A 22,890-nucleotide genomic window follows, 5' to 3' on the forward strand; every position below is an offset into this window, starting at 1 on the left:
GAGAAGGAGCAAGCATGGCACGAAGAGGGCTGTTCCGCCCACCTCGCCGCACCGCGGCACGCCCGGCCCCGTGGCGGCGCGCGCTGGTGCTGGCGACGAGCGCGACGCTGGCGCTCGGGTTGTCCACGACGCCCGCCTCCGGGCAGCCGGACACGCCTGGCAACCCCGCCCAGGGTGACGCCGCGGCCACCGGGGTGAACGTGCTGGTCTTCCACGGCACGGCCGCCGAGCAGAGCGACCCGGTCGAGGAGGCCACCGATGCCGTGCGGGAACTGGGCGCGGCGAACGGGTTCACCGTGGACGAGTCAACCGATCCCACCGACTTCACTCGGCAGAACCTGCGCAAGTACCGCGGCGTGGTGTTCCTCTCCGCCCACGAGACCGCACTGGACACCGCGCAGGAATCCGCGCTGCGGCGCTACATCCAGGGCGGCGGCGGGTTCCTCGGTGTGCGGGACGCCGCGCGGGCGCAGGAACGTTCCGAATGGTTCACCGGCCTGATCGGCAGCCGCCCTGTCGGCAATCTCCCGGACCCCGAGGAGGTCGCCGAGATCGCCGCGAGCGCTGAGAACCCGCCGAACGAGGTGGCGAGCAAGCTGGTCGACGGGGACACCGACAGCAAGTGGCTGGCCTTCGACGCGGCCGCGACGATCACCCTGCGCCTCGCCGAGGCCGCCGAGGTGAACAGCTACGCGCTCACCTCGGCCAACGACTTCGCCGGCAGGGACCCCAAGAACTGGACGCTGCAGGGTTCCACGGACGGGCAGGACTGGACCGACCTCGACTCCCGCACCGACGAGGACTTCCCCGACCGGTTCCAGACCAAGGAGTACAGCCTCGACAACACCGAGGCCTACCAGCGTTACCGGCTGAACATCACCGCCAACAGCGGGGAGTCGGCGACCCAGCTCGCCGAGCTGCAACTGTTCAGCGGGGACGGGCAGACCGAACCGCCGCCCGAGGCGCAGCCGCAGGAGGCCACGGTCAGCGTGGTGGACCGGCAACACCCCGCGAACGAGGACCTGCCACTGACCTGGAACCGCACGGACAAGTGGCTCAACTGGAGCCCGAACCCGGTCGGCGAGGTGCACACGGTCGCGCAGGTACAGGAGCACACCTATGACCCGGGCGAGGGCGCGAACGGCCCCTTCCACCCGATCTCCTGGTGCCGGGACTACGACGGCGGCCGCTCCTTCTACACCGGGATGGGCGGCACCGCCGACAGCTACGCCGAGGACAGGTTCCGTAGCCACCTGCTCGGCGCCATCCGGTGGACCACCGGCATGGTGCGCGGCGACTGCCAGGCGACCATCGGCTCGAACTACGAGATCGAGCGGCTCACCGCGGAGAACAAGGACGGCCAGCTCGACCAGATCGGCGAGCCGCACGGGCTGACGATCGCTGAGGACGGCACGGTGTTCTACATCGGCAAGGCCGCCTGCCCCTCCGGGCCGATCCCCAGCTGGGACGACCAGGATGTCGGCCTCGGCTGCGGCACCATCCACCAGTGGGATCCGGAGAGCAAGCAGGTCACGCCGCTGACCACGCTCGAGGTGATGGGCAACCGCGGCAGCGGCGACGAACTGGTCAAGAACGAGGAGGGCCTGGTCGGCATCACCCTGGACCCGGACTTCGCCGAGAACGGCTGGATCTACGTCTACTGGATGCCGCACGCCTCCATCGACAGGGAGAACCGGATCGGCAAGCGCACCGTCTCCCGGTTCACCTACGATCCCGAGGCCCGGTCCATCGACAAAGGCACCCGCAAGGACCTGCTGCAATGGGACGCCCAGATCCACAGCTGCTGCCACGCGGGCGGCGGCATGGCCTTCGACAACGAGGGCAACCTCTACATCGGATCGGGTGACAACAACTCCTCCCGGGGCTCGGAGGGCTACTCGGGCAACAACTGGACCAAGGACTACAAGGGTGTCTCCTTCCAGGACGCCCGCCGCACCTCGGGCAACACCAACAACCTGAACGGCAAGATCCTGCGGATCCACCCCGAGGACGACGGTTCCTACACCGTGCCCGATGACAACCTGTTCCCCGAGGCCGAGGATCCAGGGGACAAGACCCGCCCGGAGATCTACGTGATGGGCGTGCGCAACATCTCCCGGCTCCATTACGACAAGAAGAACGACTGGCTGACCGCGGCCTGGGTCGGGCCGGACGCGTTCTCGCCGAGCCCCGAGCTCGGGCCCGCCAAGTACGAGACGGCCACCATCATCACCTCGGCGGGAAACCAGGGCTGGCCGTACTGCATGGGTAACCGGCAGCCCTACCGCGACCGCAGCAACACCGACGCCAGCGTGCTGACCGGCTGGTACGACTGCGACAACCTGAAGAACACCTCGCCGCGCAACACCGGCCTGGTGGATATCCCGCCTGCCAGGGACAACATGATCTGGTACTCCCCCGGCGGCGGTGGTCCGGTGTTCCCGGACCGCGGCGACGGCAGCGGCGTGCCCACCTATGACGAGGAGGACGTCAGCTACACCCAGCCCTACCTCAAGGGCGGCGGGCAGGCCGTGATGGACGGCCCCACGTACCATCGCTCGCGGGTGAACGTGGACAGCGGTGTGGCATGGCCGGAGTACTGGGACAACAAGTGGTTCATCGGTGACCAGTCCAGCTCCAACAACCGGGTCGCCGTGACGGTGAACCCGGAAGGGGTGCCGCAGCAGCAGCCACCCGCCTTCGCCGAGAGCCTGCGGCAGATCGTCCGGGCCGGAGGCGGTGACAACGAGCTGCAGAGCTGGATGGACGCCAAGTTCGGGCCGGACGGTGCGCTGTACCTGCTGGACTACGCGGGCGGCTTCTTCAGCCTGCACGACAACCAGAAGCTGATCCGGGTCACCTACCAGGGCGGACCGGCCACCCCGGCGCCGTCGGCCTCCGCCACCGCCGTGCAGAACAAGCCGCTGACCATGGCGTTCGACGGCGCCCGTTCCGGCGGCGTGTCCTACCAGTGGGACTTCGGCGACGGCGGCACCTCCACCGCGGCCAACCCGCGGCACACCTATGCCGAAGTGGGCACCTACACCGCGACACTGACGGTGACCTACGCCGACGGTGAGCAGGCGAGGACCACGACCGAGGTGACGGTGGACTGCGCGGTGCCGGACTCCACACGCTACGTGCACTTCCGGGACGCCGACACCGCGGTTCGCAACCACCAGGCCGCGGGGGCCTGCACGGTGGACGATCTGATCGACGACGAGAGCACCTGGCCGGACCACCGGTCCTTCGTGCGGCACGTCAGGTCCGTGACCGGGGAACTGAAGCGGGACGGTGTGCTCACCAAGCAGGAGCGCTCGACCCTGGTCACGGCCGCGCGGCAGTCCGACATCGGCAAGGAGGGCAACTCCGGGTACAAGGCCATCTTCGACGGGACCGCACGGTCCCTGGACGGGTGGCAGCAGGCCCCGGGCGGAGACTTCGAGCTGCGACCGGACGGCTCCATCCGCAGCTCCGGAGGGCTGGGCATGCTCTGGTACTCGGCCGAGCCGTTCCGGGACTTCTCGCTGAAGCTGCAGTTCAAGGACATCGCTCCGGAGGATGACCACCGGGCCAACAGCGGCGTGTTCGTCCGGTTCCCCGACCCGCGCACCCCGCTCGACCGGCGACCGGCCAGTAGCTGCGGCACCCGCGGCTCCGCGCGGGACTCGCAGGCGTGGGTCGGGATCTACTGCGGGCACGAGATCCAGATCTACGACGGGGCCTCCGGCGAGCCGCAGAAGACCGGTTCGGTCTACAACTTCGACCAGGTCTACTACGGCCGGGCCGGGGTGACTCCGAAGGACCAGTGGAACGACTACGAGATCCGGGTCGTCGGGCAGCACTACACGATCATCCGCAACGGCGTGGTGATCAACGAGTTCGACAACACCCCTGGCAAGCGGTCCATCCGGGACAGTGACCCTTCGACAGATCTGCGCCAGTTCGTCAACGGCTACGTCGGCCTGCAGAACCACGGCAACAGCGACCTGATCGAGTTCCGCAATATCCGGGTACGGGAGCTGTAGGCCCGGATACCGGCAAGACTCGAGAGTGGAGAATTCCGATGATCAGAAGGTTACTGGCGGCCTTCCGCGGCCGCCCGAGACCGGCCCGCGCGTTCACCGCGGCCGGGCTCGGCACGACCCTGCTGGCCCTGTGGCTGGTTCCGGTGTCCGCGGCACCGGCACCGGACTCCCCGGACGCCGCCCAGGAGCAGGTGCTGACCTGGACCGCGGACGACAGCCTCACCGAGTACGCCTCGGTCACCACCACGGCGACCGCGGGCCCGGCGACCATCGTGTTCGAGAACAGCGAGGCGACCGGGAACACCATGGACATGGTGCACACGCTGACCTTCGACACCTCCTCCCCGGAGTACAACCAGGATGTCGACCTGAACATCCTGGCCAGGCCGAGCGACGCGAAGGGCGGACGGCACGAGGCCGAGGTGACCCTCACCCCGGGGAAGTACCGGTTCTACTGCGCCATTCCGGGGCACGGTCAGATGGCCGGGGTGCTGGTGGTAACCGACGACGGGGGTGGCGAGGACACCACCCCGCCGGAGGTGACCGCCGAGGTCACCGGCGACCAGGACGGTGAAGGCAACTACGTCGGCTCCGCCACCGTCGCCCTCGACGCGCAGGACACCGGATCCGGGGTGGACAGTGTCGAGTACGAGGTGGACGACACCGGCTTCCAGCCCTACACCGGGCCGGTGCAGATCACCGAGCCCGGAGACCATACGGTGCAGTACCGCGCCACGGACATGGCGGGCAACACCTCCGAGCCCGGCTCGGTGCCGTTCCGGGTCGTCGAGCCGGATCCCGGGGACACCACCCCACCGGAGGTCACCGCCGAGGTCACCGGCGACCAGGACAGCGAAGGCAACTACATCGGCTCCGCCACCGTCACCCTCGACGCGCAGGACACCGGATCCGGGGTCCAGGGCATCGAGTACGACCTCGACGAGCGTGGGTTCCAGCCGTACACCGAGCCGGTCACCGTCCAGGGCAACGGTGACCACACGGTGGCCTACCGAGCCACCGACCACTCCGGGAACACCTCCGCGGACGGCTCGGTGATCGTCACCATCGTGGAAGCCGATCCCGGGGACACCACCCCACCGGAGGTCACCGCCGAGGTCACCGGCGACCAGGACAGCGAAGGCAACTACGTCGGCGCGGCTACGGTGACCCTGGCGGCCGACGACGCCGGTTCCGGCGTGGAGTCGGTCCAGTACGCGCTGGACGACGGTTCCTTCGGCCCGTACGACGAGCCGTTCGAGGTGACCGAACCCGGCGAGCACGCGGTGCGGTACCGGGCCACCGACAACGCGGGAAACGTCTCCGACATCGGGTCGGTGACCTTCACCGTGGTCGAGGCCGATCCGGGGGACACCACCCCACCGGAGGTCACGGCCCAGGTCGTCGGCCAGCAGGACGCCCAGTGGAACTACGTCGACACCGCGACGGTGAGCCTGTCCGCCAGCGATCCGGGCTCCGGGGTGCGCTTCCTGCGTTACTCCCTGGACGGCGGCTCCTACACCGCCTACGGCGAACCGTTCGAGGTCACCGGCCCCGGCACCCACACGGTGCTGTACCACGCCACCGACCAGGCAGGGAACAGGTCCGTCGACGGCAAGCTCACCTTCACGGTGGTCGCCTCCGCCACGGACGCCTGCCCCGGCTCGGACGTCCGGGACACGGTGATCATCGCGGGCCATGACACCACGGTGCCGAACGTGCAGAACGAAGCGGGATGCACCATCAACGACCTGATCGCCGAGGACGGTCAATACGCGGGGCACAAGCAGTTCGTCAAGCACGTCCGGCAGGTCGCCAAGGAGCTCGAGCGGGATGGCGTGATCTCCGGTCAGGAGAAGCGCCGCATCATCAAGGCGGCCAAGCGCTCCGACGTCGCCGCCTGAGCAGACCGGACCCACGACAAGCCGACCGCCCCGGGTCGCGCACCGCGCGACCCGGGGCGGTTTCCTGTGCGGACCACTCCTCCCGGCCCGCTCGTGATTTTGCCCCGTGGCCAAATCATATGCGTTTGGACTATTTCTGGATATTCTCCGGGCATGGTCGGCGACCCGCAGCTCGGACGAACATCCTTTCGCATAACGATTTGCCGACCGGACTCGACGATCATCGGTAGCGGCATATGATCTCCCCGTTTCGATCCGCGCGGGCAGGAATCTTCTCCTTCGCGGGCGAACATCGCAGCTATGTGGAGCACACCAAGCTTGCCTGCGAACGGCTCGGCATGCTCGTCTTCTACGACCGGGACAGAACCTAACGACTGGTGGGGCCGGAACTTCGTGTCAGCTCAACGCGCCGCCTACGGCAGGCGGGCGCTGTATTTCGTGCCGTTCATCTCCGAGGAGTACTTCGACAAGTCGGTGCCTTCCGACGAGTTCGAGGCCGCGATGTGGACTGGCATGGAGCGTAGGGGCGGCTACATCCTGCCGGTGCTGATCGGCAGCCCACGGGTACCGGCGCACCGGTTGCATCCGCACACCGGGGTACTGCGGGCCGAGAACCACTCACCGGAACAGCTCGCCGCGCAGTTGTGGAGGAAGGTCCGGGGTTCCCGGGGCAGTGAACACCACCCACCGCGGGAGATCAGCGACATCGTGTGGGCCGGGCCGAGGAATGTTCCGCCCCGTCCGTGAGGAACGGGACGGCACGGCCCGGTACTGCTCTCCGACCGGTCACTGCCGGGGGTGACCGGAGCGTGCTGACCCTGACGAAACCGGAACTGCTCGAGCGGCTCGATACCAGATGGTGCGGCGCCTGGAGTCCCGCGGGTGGCCCTCACGCCTCGGCCGCTTCCTCAGTGGTGACGGTTCGCGACCGCTCGGCGAGCCGGTCACGGGCCTCGGCCACCCGCAGCGTGCTCAGATCCGGGTAGTGCTGCCGTGCCCGGGTCCAGTGCCGTTCCGCCGCGGCCCGATCGCCCCGCGCCGCGGCGAGGTTGCCGAGGCCGGTCTCCGCACGCGCCGTCTCGTGCCGGCTCCCGACGCCCTCGCCCAGGGTGCGAGCCTGCCGGTAGGCCCGCGCTGCCTGGTCCCACCGACCGGACCGGTAGTACGCCAGTCCCAGGCAGTTCAGTGTCATCGCGGCGTCCAGGTCCAGTCCGAGCTCCTGGCAGGAACGCAAGGCGGTCAGGGCGTGCTCCACCGCGTGCTCGACCGCCCCGGACTCGGCCTCGATCAGGGCGATACCGCGCAGGGTGATGGCCGCGTTGCGCGGTAACCCGTGCCGCTCGTAGAAATCCAGCGCGAGGCGCAGGTCCCGCACAGCCGCCTGGTGCTCGCCGCGATGGTGGGTCACCCATGCGTTGTTGGCCAGGGCGCCGCTGATACCCGGGCCGTCGCCGAGTGCGCGGAAGAGCCCGAGCGCCTCCCGGTAGCAAGCCGCCGCCGCGTCCAGATCCCCGAGTTCGAGATGGGGAACGCCGAGGTTGTTCAGGCTGCCCGCGCGGGCGAGGTCGTCCCCCGCCTCCTTCGCCGCGGCAACGGCGAGAGAGTGCGTCTCGATCCATGGCTGCCGCAGCTTGGTCAGGAAGAAGAAGTCCCGCAGGCTGAATGCCAACTGCCAGCACCGCTCCCGCGGCCCGCCCTCGGCGGCCAGCCTGCACAGCGCGACGAGGTTGGGCCACTCCGCGGTGAACCAGGCGAGCGCGGCGTCGATGTCCCGCAGCGGTGCGGGCTCGACGGGCAGCGGGCCGAGGCGCACTTCCGGTCTGCTGCGGTGCGGGGCCAGCAGGGCGGAGGCGCGCTCGGCCCCGGCAAGTGCGAAGTCGATCAGCCTGCCGACCGCGGCCTGCCGTTGCGGTGGTGGTACCGCGCCGTGCGTGGCGAAGACGCGGAGCAGGTCGTGGAACTGGTACCGGTCCGGCGCCCGCTGGACGAGCAGGTTGGCGTCGTGCAGCCCGGTGAGTGCCCGCTCGGCCGCGGTCAGGTCGATGCCGGCCAGCACGCCGGCCGCGCGGAGGTCGATGTCCTGACCCGGATGCAGGGCGAGCACGGTGAACATGTGCCGCTGCTCCACGGGCAGGCCGTGATAGGAGAGGCGGAAGGCGGCGGTGACGCTCCGCTCGCCGTCGTCCAGCAGGACCAACCTGGCCTGCTCGTCGGCGAGCCGGGTGGCCAGCTCGTCCGGGGTCCAGGTGGGGTTGCCGCGGTAGCGGGCGGCGGCGATGCGGACCGCGAGCGGCAACCTGCCACACCGATCGCCGATCCGGGCCAGCAGCCGGTCCGTGTGCTCGTCCGTGCCGGGCGGCGGCAGAGCGGTGCCCACGACGCGCCGGAACAGCGCGGCCGCCTCGGCCTCCGGCATGGTGTCCAGCATGATGTGCTGCGCGTCATCCAGGGCGTGCAACCGGTTCCGGCTGGTGACCAGCACGCGGCAGTTCGGTTCCGCGGGTAGCAGGGGCACGACCTGCCGCGCGCTGCGCACGTTGTCCAGCACGATGAGGAAACGTCTGCCGCGCAACCGGTTCCGGTAGACACCCGCGCGGTCGTCGACATCGCGGGGAATCTCCTCCCCTGGCACACCCAGCACCCGCAGGCAACGGTCGAGTGCCTCGGCGGGGGACACCTCGGTGGCGTCGGGGGTGTGACCGCGCAGGTCCAGGAACAGGCATCCGTCGGTGAACCGGCCCTCGAGCCGATGCGCCACCCGCGCGGCCAGCGTGGTCTTACCCACCCCGGCCATCCCGCTGAGCACGCAGACCCGCGACGCGACGGCACCGTCGTCCAGCAGCACGGCTCGGATCTGTCCGAGTTCCCGCGCCCGGCCGGTGAAGTGCGCCGTGACCGGGGGCGGAGCGGGCAGCGAGGGAGCGGGTGGCCGTGGCACCTGTTGCCGTCGTTGCCTGCCGTCCGGTACGAGCGCGACCAGCGCGCCCGCGGTATGGAACTCGGCGTCACACAGCAGGGCGAGCGACATGTTCGGCGCCGCGGCGCCGGTTTCCACCTTGCTCAGGTAGCCCTTGCTGTAGTGCACCCGCTCCGCGAGACGGGTCAGGGACAGGCCCGCGGCGAGCCGTAACCGGCGCAGTTCGGCGCCGAAGGTGTCCTGCCGGTCGCTCATCCGTAGTCACTCCCCCGCACGTCCTGCCCAGTATGGCGGCCGAGACGTTCCGGCGGGTACCCCGCGGGAGTGCCGAACGCGGTCGACGAAGCCGAGGACCAGGTGTGCTCGGCTGCGGCCGGACCGGGGACTCGCGGCTACCCACCCGCCAGCACCGCACCGAACACGACGGCGATCAGCATCAACCACAGTGCGATCCGGACCATCGAAGAGACGGACACCAGTACCTTCATGGGAAACTACCTTCCTGGCCGGTCGAATGGGCCACCGCGAGGCGGTTTGTCGAATCCTCCCGAAATTCCCTTACCCGAAGGATGACCGGCCGGCATTGCCGAAACAACGCGTTTCCTGTTTCCGCACAGGGCGGGAAACACGGACCGTACAGCCGCAGGTCGTGGGCAACTGTCGGCGATCGCCGGACCTCAGACGCTGTCCAGCTCGGTCGGCACGGCACCGGCATGCAGCATCGTCTCCATCGCGGCGAGCACCCGCCGCGACGCCGTTCCGTCCCCGTAGGGCGAGGGGATCGACGCAACCCCCGTAACCGCTCGCCTATTGATCCGGTCCGCTGCCGCAGTAGCGTGTCGCGCCGCCCGCCCGGTTCGGCCCGTACGCTGAACGTGCCTTCCGCTTCCGGACGCTCGGTGCTGCGCCGCACCACCACGACCGGCCGCTTGAGCACGCTGGCTTCCTCCTGCAAACCGCCGGAATCCGACACGATCAGCCCTCCCGACCGGTATCGCGGCGCGTTGTTCTTCGCCGACAGCATTCGTGGCTGCATCTGGTCGATGCCGCTGGACGAGCAGGGTGAACCCGATCCGAGCAGGACGGAGCCGTTCCTCAGCGACCTGAGCATGCCCGTGAAGCTCTACACCGGTCCCGAAGGCGACCTGCTCTACCTCTCCTTCACCGGCGCGAACGGCGGATCGTTGCACCGGGTCCCCTATCGGGCCCCGGCCGCGACCGCCCTGTCCGATGCCTCGGACACGGCCACGTCCACGCATCCTCCCGGTCCACGAGGTCTGGTCGCGGAGTATGGTTTCAACGAGGGCGATGGTGAGGTCGCGGTGGACAGCGGCGGCCACCGAAACCACGGCGAGCTCTCCGGCCCGCTACGAGTGTCCGGTGGCCGATACGGGGATGGCCTGTGGTTCGACGGGGTCGATGACTGGGTCGAGGTACCCGCCTCGCGCAGTCTCGCGGCACCCTGGTTCACCGTCGAACTGTGGACCCTGCCGAGCAGCTTCCGGGATCGCTGGCAGATCGGTGCCCTTCGCGGCAGCCAGCGGGACATCGAGTACGGGCTCTACCCGAGTACCCCGGACAAGGGTCCCGGCGCGGTGGCGACGCCACGGCGGCACCGCAACGAGCTCACCACCGACGAGTTCATCTCGGTCGACGAGTGGACACACCTCGCCCTTACCTACGACGGCAGGGCACTGCGGCTGTACGTGAACGGGACGCAGGTACGGGAGCAGGAGGCCCGGGGTGCGGTATGGCCCTCCGATCCCGCCCTCTGGTTCGGCGGTACTCCGGCCGGCGAGGACCTGCTCCACGGTATCCTCGACGAGATCGGAGTCTACAACCGTGCCCTCTCGCCTGCGGAGATCGCCAAGGACATGGAACGTCCGGTGGATTGAGCGGAACCGGCCGCGCGGCCGGTTCCTCACCCCGTCGACAACGCAACAGTGCTGGTCAGTTCCGAGATCAGGGAGCCGACCTGATCCGTCTCGAGCAGGAAGCCGTCGTGCCCGTACCGCGAGGAGATCACCCGCACCGGGCCGGCACCCTCGATGCCCGCGGCGAGTTCCTCCTGCTGCTGGAGCGGGTACAGCCGGTCGGTGTCGATCCCCGCCACCGTCACCTCGGCCCGTATCCTTCGTAGCGCCGCGGCCACCCCGGCACGGCCCCTGCCGACATCGTGCCGGTTCATGGCCTCGGACAGCAGCACGTAGCTGGCGGCGTCGAAACGTTGCGCCAGCTTGCCAGCCTGATGATCCAAATAGGACTCTACCGCGAACCTGCCGCCCTGGTGGGGATCCTCCCCCGCCTGCGCGGTACGGCCGAACCGGTCGGCGAGCTCGGAGGCGCTGCGATAGGTGGTGTGCGCGATCCTGCGCGCGGTTCCGAGCCCGCACCGGGGCCCGGAACCGGTGAGATGGTAGTCACCGCCGAGCCAGTCGGGGTCGCCGCGAATCGCCGCGAGCTGCGCCGCGGTCCAGGCGATCTGGTCGGCGCCGCTCGCCGCGCAGGCCGCCAGCACCAGCAGGCGGCGCACCCGGTTCGGGAAGGTGATCGCCCATTCCAACGCGCGCATCCCGCCCATCGACCCGCCGAGCACCAGTGCCCACTCCCGGATGCCGAGCTCGTCGGCGAGCGCGGCCTCCGCCACCACCGTGTCCCGGATCGACAACCGGGGGAACCGGCTGCCCCACGGCCGCCCGTCCGCCGCCGGGCCTGCCGGGCCGGTGCTGCCCTGGCAGCCGCCCAGCACGTTCGGCGCGACCACGAACAGCTCCCTGGTGTCCAGCGCCCGACCCGGGCCGATCACCCCGTCCCACCAACCCGGCGTCGGATGGCCGGCGCCCGCGGGCCCGGCCGCGTGACTGTCCCCGGTCAGCGCATGCAGGACCAGCACCGCGTTCCCACCGCCCGCGCTCGGCACTCCCCAGGTCTCGTAGGCGAGCCGGTAACCGGGCAGCACCTCGCCCCCGGACAGCGGCAGCGGACCCGGTGCGGTGAACCACCGGCGCCGCCCGGGTGGATCCCCCGGGCGCCACGCGCCGGTCACCGGGACGACACCCGCGGTCACAGCGCTTCCTTCGCCGCCAGGAATCCCGCCTCCAGGTCGGCCCGGAGATCCTCGATTCCCTCCAGCCCGACCGACAGCCGCACGAGGCCGGGCGTGACCCCGGCCACGGCCTGCTCCTCGGGGGCGAGCTGGGAATGCGTGGTGCTCGCCGGGTGCACGATCAGGCTACGCACATCGCCGATGTTGACCAGTTGGCTGAACAGCCGGGTGCCGTCCACGAAGGCGCGTCCCGCCTCGACGCCGCCACGCAGGTCGAAGGACACCACCGCACCGGCACCCCGGGGCAGGTACGTCGACGCCGCGGCGTACCACGGACTCGACGGCAGGCCCGCGTAGTGCACCACCGCCACCTCCTCCCGGGACTCGAGCCAGGTCGCCAGCTCCCGCGCGTTGGCGACATGCCGCTGGATCCGCAGCGAGAGTGTCTCGATGCCTTGCAGGATCAGGAAACTGGTGAGCGGGGCGATCGCGGCGCCGGTGTCGCGGAGCAGTTGCACCCGCAGCTTCGCGGCGAACGAGCCGGGCCCGAGCGCTTCCCAGTAGCGCAACCCGTGGTAGCTCGGGTCCGGTTCGGAGAAGTCCGGGAACCGGCCCGGGTACGCGCCGAAGTCGAAGGTTCCGCCATCCACCACGATTCCGGCGATGGCGGTACCGTGCCCGCCGAGGTACTTCGTCGCCGAATGCACCACGATGTCCGCCCCGTGGTCGATCGGCCGTAGCAGGTACGGGGTTGGCACGGTGTTGTCCACCACCAGCGGCACCCCCGAGTCGTGTGCCACCCGCGCTACCGCGGCGACATCGAGCACATTGGAGCGCGGGTTACCGAGGGACTCGGCAAAGAACAGTTTGGTGTTCGGCCGCGCCGCGGCCCGCCACTGCTCCAGGTCATCCGGATCGGTCACGAAGGAGACCTCGATGCCGAGCTTCGGCAACGTGTAATGGAACAGGTTGTAGGTGCCCCCGTACAGGGACGCGCTGGACACCAGATGGTCACCCGCCCGCGCGAGGTTGAGCACGGTCGCGGTCTCCGCCGCCTGGCCCGAGGCGAAGGCCACAGCCGCCACCCCACCCTCCAGGGCGGCCACCCGCTGCTCGAGCACCTCCTGGGTCGGATTGTTGATCCGGGTGTAGATGTTTCCCGGCTCGGCGAGGCTGAACAGGTCCGCGCCGTGCTGCGTGTCCCGGAACACGTACGAGGTGGTCTGGTAGATCGGGGTCGCCCTGGCACCGGTGGCCGGATCCGGCGCGGCACCGGCGTGAATCTGCCGGGTTTCGAACGACCATCCGGTGGATGTACTGGTCATGTGCTGCCTTTCCTCCGTGCTCAGCGGTCTCGGGTGATCACCCGGGAATACTCACACGGAGGCACTGGAAGTCACATGCCATCTCAATAGCCGGAAACCTCGTCATTAGTTTCGCACTGAACAAAACTATTTCTTGTCGCGCGGTTTCGCCCGGATGTGCATACGTTCGCCCTGTGGTCCGAACAGGCTGATGATCTCCACCGGCGCCTCCCCCGTGCTGCCGAACCAGTGCGGGAGCCGGGTGTCGAATTCCGCTGCCTCCCCGGTCGTGAGCACGACGTCGTGGTCGGCGAGCACCAACCGGAGCTTCCCGTTGAGCACGTACAACCACTCGTAACCCTCGTGGGTTCGTGGATCGGGACTGCTCCGGTCGCGCCCGATGACCATTTTGAACGCCTGCAGCCCGCCCGGCCGCTGGGTGAGCGGAACCACCGTGGCGTCCCCACGCTTGACCGGTTTCAGCCGCACCCGCGGGTCACCGACCGGCGGGGCGCCGACCAACTCGTCCAACGGCACCTGATGCGCCTGCGCGATCGGCAGCAGCAGTTCGAGGCTGGGCTTGCGCTGCCCGGACTCCATCCTGGACAGCGTGCTGACCGAGATCCCGGTGGTCTCCGACAGCGAGGCGAGCGTGCACCGGCGCTGCTGCCGGATGTGCTTGAGGCGCGGCCCGACGCCGGCGAGTACGTCTTCCATGGCCTCTATTGCAGAAACAGCAACAAGGTTTGTCAAGTTGGTCGGGTCGTGCCCGCCATGGCCGACCTGCCGGAACCGAGGGCGAGACGCACGGCCGGTACCGAGGTCAGGAGCCGCCTGAGCCGAACGAGAGCGGGTGGTCGTAGAGCTCGGCGAGCAGCCCGGCACAGGCCGCCACCGCCTGCACATCGGGCCCGAACCGGGTGACCTGCACGAGGTCGGTGCCCGGGAGCACGGTCGTATCGGCGAAGGCGCGCAGCAGGTCGTCCAGGTACTCCGGCGCGTCCGTGATGGCCTGCCCGCCGAGCACCACCAGCTCGGGGTCCACGATGTCCCGCAGCAGCCCGACCGCTCGCCCCAGTGCCCGTGCCCGCTCGCTCAGGATCCGCCGGGCACGGGCGCTGCCCGCGAGCGCGGCCTCCCGCAGCGCCCCGATGTCCGGCAGGCTGATCACTTCGGTTCGGGCCGCGGCCTCGACCACCCGCTGCTCGGCGACCGTGGCTTCCAGGCAGCCGGTGCGGCCGCAGGGGCAGGCGGCGTCCCCGCCGACCGGAAGGTGCGCGATCGTGCCGGCGCGCCCGGGTCCGCGGTGCAGCCGCCCGTGCGCGGCGATGGCGACACCGACCGTCTGCCGCGCGTAGAAGTACAGCGAGCTGCGGTGCAGGCCGGCGTCACCGAACAGCAGCTCCGCCGCCGCCATCGCGGGCAGGTGCCCGTTCAGGCGCACCGGAAGACCGGTGGCCTCCGCGAGCGCCGCCCGCGCCGGGACACCGGACCAGCCCAGCCGCTCGTGCTCGAGCAGGCCGTGCAGGTCGTCGACCCGCCCACCGGTGGCCAGGCCCACGCCGATGATCCGGCGGTCCGGCCAGGATCGGCACAACGCCCGGACCGCCGCGCCGAGCTCGGCGAGCGCCCGCGCGGCACCGGTGGTCGGGGTGGGCACGCGCTCGCTGGTGAGCAGATTGCCGCGCAGGTCGGCAAGGCCGTAGGTGGTGGTCGTCACCCCGATGTGCACCCCGCAGGCGGCCACCACGTCGTTCAACTCTACCGGCACGGTCGGCCTGCCGACGCCACCCTCGCGGAGCGGGCCGGGCAGGTCACGCAGCAACTCGAGCTCGATCAGTTCTCCCACCTGCCGGCTCACCGTGGGTACGCTCAGCCCGGTGCGCCGCGCGATCTCCGCACGGGACAGCGGCGCGGCCACCCGCACCGCCGCCAGCACCGCGGCGGCGTTCGACTCGCGTACGCCGTTGCCGTTGTTCCCCCCGCTGCCCACGACACGACGCAATACCGCGGGCACCGCGGTGTCAACGGCGTCCGCCATCCGGGAGCAACGCGCCCTCCGGTGCGCGTTCGGCGTCGTGCATCGCGGTGTCGGTCACGATCCGCATACCGGCCAGCGCGCCGAGCACCACCAGTGCCATCAGGGCGAACACCGCACGCAGCCCGAGCAGTTCCGCCAGCAGGCCACCGGCGACGGCACCCAGCGGCCTGGTGCCCCATGCGACAAGGCGGAATCCACTGTTCATCCGCCCCAGCAGGTGCGGGGGCGTGATCCGCTGGCGCAGCGAGACCACGACCACGTTCCAGCCGATGATGCCGGCGCCGCCGAGGAAGAACGCGGCGCCGATCAGGTAGGGGTTCACGGTCACAGCCGGGATACCGACCAGCAGTGCGGCGGACACTGTGGACAGCATCAGGCACCGCGCCCTGCCGAGCACTCGCTCCAGCCACGCGGTGACGAGGGATCCGAGTAGGCTCCCGGCGGCCATGGTGGCCAGCAGTACGCCGTAGGCCTGCTCGGACAGCCCCATCGGGGAGGCAGGTCCGACCGCGTACAGCACGAGCAGTGCGGTGGTCGCACTGGTGGCGAAGTTGACCGCGCCGGTCATCGCGGCGAACGTGCGCAGCAACCGGTTTCGCCACAGGAAGCGCAACCCCTCCGCGATCTCGGCACGCAGGGTGGTGTTCCCTTCCCGCTCGACCCGGAACCGGCCGCGCACCAGCAGCAGCGCGGCGACGGCCAGCACCCACAGCGCGCTCGGCGCCGCCAGCGCGACGGCCGCGCCCGTCGCCACCAGGAACCCAGCCAGCGTTGGGCCGGCGAACTCGTTGGCGGTCAGCTCGACCGCGTACAGCCGCCCGTTCGCGCGGGAAAGCTGATCGCCGGGCACCAGCTGCGGCATGATCGACTGGGCCGCGGTGTCGTGGATCGTCTCGGCGACGCCGAGGCCGAACGCGACCAGGTACAACGCCCAGATCGAGCCGAGGTCCAGCAGCACGACCAGCGCCAGTGCGCCCAGCAACGACCCGCGCAGCAGGTTGGCGCCGAGCATCGCCCCGCGGCGATCCAGCCGGTCGGCGAGCGCGCCCGCGGGCAGGGCGAACAGCAGCCACGGCACGGTCGCCGCGAAGGCCAGTCCTGCGATCAGCGTGGGTGACCGGGTGAACTGCACGGCCACCAGCGGCAGCCCGACCTTGACCAGCCCGTCCGCCAGGTTGGAAAGGCCGGAGGAGGTCCACAGCCGCCAGTAGGCGGCACCGAGGTTCGACACCCAATGGAGGATTGCACATCGATGGGCTTTTCTCAATCAGTCTCTCACGGCGATGGGCTACCCTGCCGCCATGCGGGATCAGCACACCGAGGAGTCCGCGCCTGGCCCGCGGGAACGACGTGCGGTCACGGCGGAAGAGGCCAAGGCGCTGGGGCATCCGTTGCGGCAGCGCATCCTGCGGTTGTGCCGGCAGCGGGAACTGACCAACAAGCAGCTGGCCGACCGGCTGGGCCGGGACCCGGGCACCGTGCTCTACCACGTCCGCCAGCTGGTCGAGGCCGGCCTGCTGGCCCAGGCGGAGGTGCGCACCGGTGACAGCGGCGCCCTGGAGAAGCCCTACCGGTCGACCACCCACACCTGGTGGCTGAGCATCCCGGTCGCCGAGGCCGGGTCCACCCCGCTCGAGGCGTTCCAGGAGGAGTTCGCCGAGGCGGGCCCGGACTCCCTGCGTACCTTCGCGCGTTTCATGCTGCACCTGTCCGCCGAGGATGTGGCCGAGCTGGATCGGCGCATCTGCGCGGTGATCGACGAGTACGTGGAGACCGACGACCGGCGCCTCGACCAGCCGGTGCACGGCGGCATCGTGGTCCTGCACCGACTCGCCGAATGACGTGAGCGGCAAACTCACGCGCGTGGACGGCAAACACGCGGGGAGGGAGGACCGTGACACCTCGGCCCTACGTGCTGCTCTCGGTGGCCGTGTCGCTGGACGGCTACATCGACGACGGGAGCGCGACCCGGCTGATGCTCTCCAATGAGCAGGATGTCGAGCGGATGCATCGGGTGCGGGCGGGGGTGGACGCCATCCTGGTGGGGGCCAACACGGTCCGCACCGACGACCCTCGCCTCACCGTACGGTTCGGTGTCCCGGCGGACCCGGTGAAGGTCACCATCACCGCCGGCGGTCGGCTCGACCCCTCCGCCCGCTTCTTCACGACCGGGGATGCCGGCAAGCTGGTCTACACCCCGACCTCGGTGGCGCCCGCGGTGCGCGACCGGCTCGGCGGGGTGGCCACCGTGATCGGCGCCGGCGACCCGCTCGACCCGCGGCGCGTGCTCGCCGACCTGGCCGCGCGGAACGTGGAACGCCTCATGGTGGAGGGTGGCGGCGCGATCCACACGATGTTCCTCACCGAGGGACTCGCCGACGAGCTGCAACTGGTCTGCGCGCCGTTCTTCGTCGGGGACCCCGAGGCACCGCGGTTCGTGCGTCCCGGCACGTTCCCGCAGGACGCCGAGCACCCGCTGACCCTGGCCGAGGTACGGCGGCTCGGCGATGTCGTCCTGCTGCGCTATCTGTCCCCCGGCGGAAAGGAAGACGAGGCATGACACCCCTTGGGTCAACCCGCGGCCGTCACGGTGACCACAGAACGCGCCCTCGGCCGAAGGCCCCGCTATCGGGGCGGCGGAGCGCGTGCCCTGGTGACCATACGCCGGGTCGTGCCGGGCGCCCCGTCGACACGATCGCGGACGCGCGCGAAGCCGCGGAGGAGCAAGCATGACACCCCTTGGGTCAACCCGCGGCCGTCACGGTGACCACAGGGCGCGCCCTCGGCCGAAGGCCCCGCTATCGGGGCGGCGGGGCGCGTGCCCTGGTGACCATACGCCGGGTCGTGCCGGGCGCCCCGTCGACACGATCGCGGACGCGCGCGAAGCCGCGAAGGAGCAAGCATGACCGGGTTCGAAACCCACCTGCTGCCGGTGAGCACCACGACCGAGGAACGGGAGCGCGGCGCGCGGGTCGCCGTGCTTCCCGTCGGCAGCTTCGAGCAGCACGGCGAGTTCCTGCCGCTGTCAACCGACACGGTGATCGCGACGACGATCGTCGGCGCGCTGGCGGCCGCGCACCCGGTGCTGCGGCTTCCGCCGGTCACCATCTCCTGCTCACACGAGCACGCGGCATGGCCCGGCACGGTCAGCATCTCGGCACGCACGCTGTACGCGATCGTGCACGATGTCGCGGAGTCGCTGCGCGGCTCCGGCGTCGACCGGCTCGTTCTGGTCAACGGCCACGGCGGCAACTACGTACTGTCCAATGTGGTCCAGGAGGCGGGCCCTGCCGGGTACCGGATGGCGTTGTTCCCCACCGGTGAGGCGCTGGGGAACGCGCGTGCCGCGGCCGGGATCGCGACCCCGGCGCGCAGCGATATGCACGCGGGTGAGCTGGAGACCTCGGTACTGCTGCACGCCCACCCGCATCTGGTCCGCCCCGGCTATGCCACCGCCGACCATCTCGCCGACGACCGGGAACACCTGCTCACCCTCGGACTCGCCGCCTACAGCGAGTCCGGTGTGGTCGGTCGTCCCTCTGCCGCCTCCGCGGAGAAGGGGCGGCTCCTGCTCGCCGGTCTCGTCGAGGCCTTCGGCGAGCTGCTCGCCGTGCTCGATCAGCCGGGAACGTCGTCGAGGTGCGGCAGGTAGTGATCCAGCCGTTCCCGCTTGGTGCGCAGGTAGCGCAGGTTCTCCTCGTTCGGCTCGGCCAGCAGGCCGACCCGCTCGACGAGCCGGATCCCGTACCGCCGCAGGGCGGCGACCTTCCGCGGGTTGTTCGACAGCAACCGCACCGCGGGTACCCCGAGGTCGCGCAGGATCTCCGCGGCGAGCCGGTAGTCCCGCGCGTCGACCGGAAGGCCGAGGGCCAGGTTCGCCTCGACGGTGTCCATGCCCTCGTCCTGCAGCCGCAGCGCCTTCAGCTTGGCCGACAACCCGATCCCCCTGCCCTCGTGGCCACGCAGGTAGACCAGCACCCCGGCGCCCGCCGCGACGATCGCCCGCAACGCCGCGGACAACTGTTCCCCGCACTCGCAGTGGGTCGAGCCGAACACGTCCCCGGTCAGGCACTCCGAATGCACTCGCACCAGCACCTCGCCCGCGGTGACCTCGCCGTGCACCAGCGCCACCTGCTCATGCACCTCGGTGGGATCCCGGTACCCGATCGCGCGGAAGTCCCCGGCCGAGGTGGGCATCCGGGTGTCCACGGTCCTTCGGACGGCCGGTCGCCGCGCCGGGCCGGCCACCGCGTCGTGTTCGGTCATATCGCCTGTCCAATCCGTGCGGGCGTCCGGGCGCAGCGCACCCGCCGCGGCTCGAGAGCGCGGCCGCCGTACCGTTGCCCGAGCAGGAGAACCCCGACCCCGGGCAGGCTCGCGACCAGCGCGAGCACCCCGTAGACCACGGCCGTGGTCAGTCCCTCGGCCGCGCCGAGCCCCGCCGCGCCGAACGCCAGGGCGGCCGCGCCTTCCCGCGCTCCCCATCCTCCGACATTCACCGGCAGCCCCATCGCGAGCAACGCCAGCACCAGCAGGGGCAGCAACTCGGTGGCGGGCGCGACCGATCCCGCCGCCCTGGCCGCGACCAGGAACAGCGCCAGATGCCCAGCCAGCGCCGCCACCGACAGGGCGGTCACCCCCGGCCACGCGTCCCTGGCGAGCAGCCCCACCCGTGCCTCCGCACCGAAGGCGGCGCACACGCGACCCCACCGGGAACCACCGGCGCTCCGCCTGCCCGCGGTGCGGGTGAGTACCAGCAGCAGGGCCGCGAGGCCGACGATCGCCACACCGGACGTGGTGACCAGGCCATGGAACTCCGCGGGAACGATGGTGGGCTGGGCCAGCAGCACCGCCACCGCGGTCACGACGATCACCGCCTGGCCCGCGGCGCGCTCCAGCACCACCGCCCGCACGCCGAGCCCGAGGTCGCCCTCCTGCCTGCCGTGCCGCACGGCGCGATGCACGTCGCCGAGCATGCCCACGGGCAGCGTCGCGTTCAGGAACAGCGCCCGGTAGTAGTCCGCGACGGCCTTACCCAGCGGCAGCTCCAGCCCGAGCCGCCGGGCCACCAGGCACCACCGCCAGGCACTGAGCACCGTGGTGGCCAGGCCGAATGCCAGTGCCAGTAGCAACTCGCGGGGCCCGATCACCCGCAGGCCGTCCACCAGCGCCTCGGTACCCACCTGCCACAGCAGCACCCCGATGATGGCCGGCCCGACGCACGGCCGCAGCCAGGTCGGGAACGCCCGCCGCACGCTATCCCTCCGCCGGCAGCACGAGCAGGTCCTCATGCCAGACCACCACCCGCAACGCACCCTCCGCGCACGAGCTGAGCCGCCTGCGCAGGTAGCCCTCGGCGGCGGGCTCAAGGTCCGGGCGGTGCTCGACGGCGGCCGCGACCCAGCCGCGAAGCCATTCCGCCGCCAGCACCGCCTCGCTCTCGCCCAGTCGCCACGGGCTGGGATGCCGGCGCACCGCGGCGCCCCCGCGCTGGAAGGCCGCGGCGGTCGCCTCGACCGCGTCCGGCCCGAGCAGTTCCCTGCCGTGCACGGTGCGCCGCTGGTGGTCGTCGAAGGCGGCGGCGAGCTCGGCGTCCAGCGGATCGGCGGGGGTGAGCTCGACCCGCCCGGCCACCGAGAGGGTCAGCAGTGCGGCGCATCCGGCCCCGGTGCAGGCCCCTGCCAGCCCGGCGACCTCCTCGGCGGTCAGCAGGTCCAGCAGCGCGGAGGCGGTCACCAGCGAGGTACCGGCCAGGTCGTCGGCACGCAGCTCGGTGATGTCCCCCCGCTCGGTGCGCACGGCGACCGGGGCACCGTCTGCGGCGTGTTCCGGCTGCGCCGCGGCGGCCACCGCGAGCAGCGCGGGGTCACGGTCGTGCAGGATCCACCGTTGCGGGCCGGGTAGCCTGCCGGCGAGCCAGCGAAGCATCGATCCGGTACCGCAGCCGAGGTCCCGCACCAGCAACGGCGGGCCGGGCAGGTGCGCTCGCAGTGCGGCGACCAGCCCGGAGGCCCGTGCGGCGGCGTCGGCGTCCGCACGCAGCTCCAACCACGCCGCGGGATAGGCGGTGTTCGTGGTCACGCCGCCCTCCCCGGTTCGCCGCGCAGGCCGGCCAGCACCCCGGCCAGCCGTTCCGCCGTGACGCCCCAGCCGCGCAGGGTGCCGCGCCGGCGGCGCGCGGCCACCCGCAGGCGGTGCCGCAGCGCCGTCCCGGTGAACCAGCCGCGCAGCGCGACGCCGAGGGCACGGGCGTCCTCCGGCGGCACCAGCATGCCCGGCACGCTGCCGTCCGGCGCCGTGCCCAGTGTCTGCGGTATCCCGTCGACCGCCGTGGCCAGCACGGGTACGCCGCGGGCCAGCGCCTCGGTCACCACCATCCCGTAGGTCTCCGCCCTGGACGGCAGCACCAGCAGATCCGCCGCGCCGTAGCAGGCGGCGAGCTCGGATCCCGCCCGCGGCCCGGCCAGGATCATCCGTTCGCCGAGGCCGCGCAGCTCGATCAGCCCGCGCAGCCGCTCGGTGTAGCCGGGGTCGCGGCGAGTCGCTCCGACGCAGGTGCAGGTCCACGGCTGGTCGGTAACCTCGGACAGCGCCTCGGCCAGCAGGTCCAGCCCCTTGCGCGGGGTCACCGCGGCCACGCACAGCAGCCCCGACCCGCCATCGGTCCCGCGGGCGGGCGGCGCCGGATCGGTGCCCGGCTCGACGGTGTGTACCCGGTTCTCGTCCAGGCCGTGGTGCTCGATCAGCCGCCGGGCGGCCCAGTGGCTGGTCGCCACCACGGCGCTCACCGCCCGCAGGGTGGCGCGCTCCGCCGCGTCCAGCCGCCCGGCGAGTTCCGTTGGCAACCCGGTCTCGTCGGCGAGCGGGAGGTGCACCAGCACGGCCAGCCGCAACCGGCGCGCCTGCGGGAGGACGATGTCCGGCACACCGCAGGCCACCAGCCCGTCGAGCAGCACGACCGCGCCATCGGGTTCGGCGCGCAGCGCACCGGCGAGCGCGGTGCGTGCGGTCCGGTCCGGTCGCGGCCAGCCACCCGCGACCGGCACCGCCCGCGCGGGCAGTTCCCGGCACACCCTGCGGCCGTAGACATTGCCGCCGCTCGGCACCGTGAGATCGTCGACGTCACCGGGCAGCAGGAAGCTCGGGACCTGCGCTGCCTCCCCGCTCGCGGGCTCCGCCGTGCGCGCGTTCTCGTGCCCGGTACCGCAGGTCCCTCCGGTTCTCCGAAGCCCTGTCATAGCGCCCGCTCGTAACTGGCCCAGGCTACGGGGGACTCGCGCAGGGTGACCGCGATTCCGGCGAGCCCGCGGGCGCCCGCGCCGAGCGCACCCGCGTGCACCCGCTCGGCCAGCTCGTCCGCGACCACCTTGGCCAGGAACTCGGTGGAGGTGTTCACCCCGGCGAACGCCGGCTCCTCGTCCAGGTTCCGGTAGTTCAGCTCGCCGAGCACCTGCCCGAGCTCGCGGGTGGCCAGCCCGATGTCCACCACGATGTTGTCCGCGTCGAGCTCGGCCCTGCGGAAGGTGGCTTCCACGACGAAGGTCGCGCCGTGCAGCCGCTGCGCGGGACCGAAGACCTCCCCGCGGAAGCTGTGCGCGACCATGACGTGATCACGGACGGTGAGTTGGAACAACGCGCTGCCCTCCAGCCCGC

At 71.1% G+C, this 22,890-nt stretch carries 20 protein-coding genes; 8 read left to right on the top strand and 12 right to left on the bottom strand.

The window, feature by feature from the left end:
* The first annotated feature begins 14 nt into the window (after window positions 1–14).
* The 4 genes from FB471_RS28770 to FB471_RS28780 all read left to right on the top strand — a co-directional run bounded on the left by FB471_RS28770 (window position 15) and on the right by FB471_RS28780 (window position 6,676).
* Window positions 15–4,028 (top strand): ThuA domain-containing protein, encoded by a 4,014-nt coding sequence (locus FB471_RS28770; protein WP_142002684.1) that lies wholly within the window; start codon window positions 15–17, stop codon window positions 4,026–4,028.
* Window positions 4,029–4,066: 38 nt separating this feature from the next.
* Window positions 4,067–5,929, top strand: coding sequence for an OmpL47-type beta-barrel domain-containing protein (locus FB471_RS28775; protein WP_142002686.1), 1,863 nt, complete (start codon window positions 4,067–4,069; stop codon window positions 5,927–5,929).
* Window positions 5,930–6,165: 236 nt separating this feature from the next.
* Window positions 6,166–6,300 (top strand): hypothetical protein, encoded by a 135-nt coding sequence (locus FB471_RS35575; protein ID WP_281287450.1) that lies wholly within the window; start codon window positions 6,166–6,168, stop codon window positions 6,298–6,300.
* Window positions 6,301–6,322: 22 nt separating this feature from the next.
* Complete coding sequence (locus FB471_RS28780) at window positions 6,323–6,676, top strand: hypothetical protein (RefSeq protein WP_142002688.1); 354 nt, start codon at window positions 6,323–6,325, stop codon at window positions 6,674–6,676.
* A 142-nt stretch (window positions 6,677–6,818) separates the two neighbouring features.
* Here FB471_RS28780 and FB471_RS28785 read toward each other — a convergent pair whose 3' ends face one another.
* Both FB471_RS28785 and FB471_RS35580 read right to left on the bottom strand, forming a co-directional pair.
* Window positions 6,819–9,101, bottom strand: a complete 2,283-nt coding sequence (locus FB471_RS28785; RefSeq protein WP_142002690.1) for an ATP-binding protein — start codon at window positions 9,099–9,101, stop codon at window positions 6,819–6,821.
* A gap of 229 nt (window positions 9,102–9,330) precedes the next feature.
* Window positions 9,331–9,819, bottom strand: a complete 489-nt coding sequence (locus tag FB471_RS35580; protein ID WP_281287451.1) for a UDP-N-acetylglucosamine 2-epimerase — start codon at window positions 9,817–9,819, stop codon at window positions 9,331–9,333.
* Here FB471_RS35580 and FB471_RS28795 point away from each other — a divergent pair.
* The gene (locus FB471_RS28795) at window positions 9,722–10,741 is read left to right on the top strand and encodes a LamG domain-containing protein (protein ID WP_281287452.1); all 1,020 of its coding nucleotides are present in this window, start codon (window positions 9,722–9,724) and stop codon (window positions 10,739–10,741) included. The two genes, FB471_RS35580 and FB471_RS28795, sit on opposite strands and share 98 nt — an antisense overlap.
* A gap of 26 nt (window positions 10,742–10,767) precedes the next feature.
* Here FB471_RS28795 and metX read toward each other — a convergent pair whose 3' ends face one another.
* The 5 genes from metX to FB471_RS28820 all read right to left on the bottom strand — a co-directional run bounded on the left by metX (window position 10,768) and on the right by FB471_RS28820 (window position 16,468).
* Window positions 10,768–11,913 carry a homoserine O-acetyltransferase MetX gene (metX, locus tag FB471_RS28800; protein WP_142002694.1) on the bottom strand — a complete coding sequence of 382 codons (1,146 nt, stop codon included), beginning with the start codon at window positions 11,911–11,913 and terminating at the stop codon, window positions 10,768–10,770.
* Window positions 11,910–13,217 (bottom strand): bifunctional o-acetylhomoserine/o-acetylserine sulfhydrylase, encoded by a 1,308-nt coding sequence (locus FB471_RS28805; RefSeq protein WP_142002696.1) that lies wholly within the window; start codon window positions 13,215–13,217, stop codon window positions 11,910–11,912. The genes metX and FB471_RS28805 overlap by 4 nt, the downstream gene beginning before the upstream one ends.
* 126 nt (window positions 13,218–13,343) lie before the next feature.
* Window positions 13,344–13,913 carry a helix-turn-helix domain-containing protein gene (locus FB471_RS28810; protein WP_142002698.1) on the bottom strand — a complete coding sequence of 190 codons (570 nt, stop codon included), beginning with the start codon at window positions 13,911–13,913 and terminating at the stop codon, window positions 13,344–13,346.
* A gap of 106 nt (window positions 13,914–14,019) precedes the next feature.
* A complete protein-coding gene (locus FB471_RS28815) occupies window positions 14,020–15,237 on the bottom strand; it encodes an ROK family transcriptional regulator (protein WP_142002700.1) in 1,218 nt (405 codons plus the stop codon).
* Window positions 15,221–16,468, bottom strand: coding sequence for an MFS transporter (locus tag FB471_RS28820; protein WP_142002702.1), 1,248 nt, complete (start codon window positions 16,466–16,468; stop codon window positions 15,221–15,223). The genes FB471_RS28815 and FB471_RS28820 overlap by 17 nt, the downstream gene beginning before the upstream one ends.
* A 70-nt stretch (window positions 16,469–16,538) precedes the next feature.
* On the opposite strand from FB471_RS28820, the gene FB471_RS28825 reads away from it, so the two are divergent.
* From FB471_RS28825 to FB471_RS28835, 3 genes are all read left to right on the top strand, one after another.
* Entirely contained in the window at window positions 16,539–17,078 is a 540-nt protein-coding gene (locus tag FB471_RS28825; RefSeq protein WP_142002704.1) for an ArsR/SmtB family transcription factor, read from the top strand.
* Window positions 17,079–17,131: 53 nt separating this feature from the next.
* Complete coding sequence (locus FB471_RS28830; protein WP_142002706.1) at window positions 17,132–17,797, top strand: RibD family protein; 666 nt, start codon at window positions 17,132–17,134, stop codon at window positions 17,795–17,797.
* 342 nt (window positions 17,798–18,139) lie between these two features.
* Entirely contained in the window at window positions 18,140–18,889 is a 750-nt protein-coding gene (locus tag FB471_RS28835) for a creatininase family protein (RefSeq protein WP_142002708.1), read from the top strand.
* Here the strand turns inward: FB471_RS28835 and ribA are convergent.
* From ribA to FB471_RS28860, 5 genes are read right to left on the bottom strand one after another with little or no spacing between them, the layout of a single operon-like run.
* Window positions 18,856–19,503, bottom strand: coding sequence for a GTP cyclohydrolase II (ribA, locus tag FB471_RS28840; RefSeq protein WP_142002710.1), 648 nt, complete (start codon window positions 19,501–19,503; stop codon window positions 18,856–18,858). The two genes, FB471_RS28835 and ribA, sit on opposite strands and share 34 nt — an antisense overlap.
* Complete coding sequence (locus FB471_RS28845) at window positions 19,500–20,492, bottom strand: lysylphosphatidylglycerol synthase transmembrane domain-containing protein (protein ID WP_211358279.1); 993 nt, start codon at window positions 20,490–20,492, stop codon at window positions 19,500–19,502. Before FB471_RS28845 ends, ribA begins: the two co-directional genes overlap by 4 nt.
* 1 nt (window position 20,493) lies before the next feature.
* Window positions 20,494–21,318, bottom strand: a complete 825-nt coding sequence (locus FB471_RS28850; protein WP_211358280.1) for a methyltransferase domain-containing protein — start codon at window positions 21,316–21,318, stop codon at window positions 20,494–20,496.
* Entirely contained in the window at window positions 21,315–22,475 is a 1,161-nt protein-coding gene (locus tag FB471_RS28855; protein ID WP_142002714.1) for a glycosyltransferase family 4 protein, read from the bottom strand. Before FB471_RS28855 ends, FB471_RS28850 begins: the two co-directional genes overlap by 4 nt.
* Complete coding sequence (locus FB471_RS28860) at window positions 22,472–22,870, bottom strand: 6-pyruvoyl trahydropterin synthase family protein (RefSeq protein WP_142002716.1); 399 nt, start codon at window positions 22,868–22,870, stop codon at window positions 22,472–22,474. Before FB471_RS28860 ends, FB471_RS28855 begins: the two co-directional genes overlap by 4 nt.
* Window positions 22,871–22,890 lie beyond the last annotated feature (20 nt).

This window comes from Amycolatopsis cihanbeyliensis (assembly GCF_006715045.1).
Lineage (GTDB): Bacteria > Actinomycetota > Actinomycetes > Mycobacteriales > Pseudonocardiaceae > Amycolatopsis > Amycolatopsis cihanbeyliensis.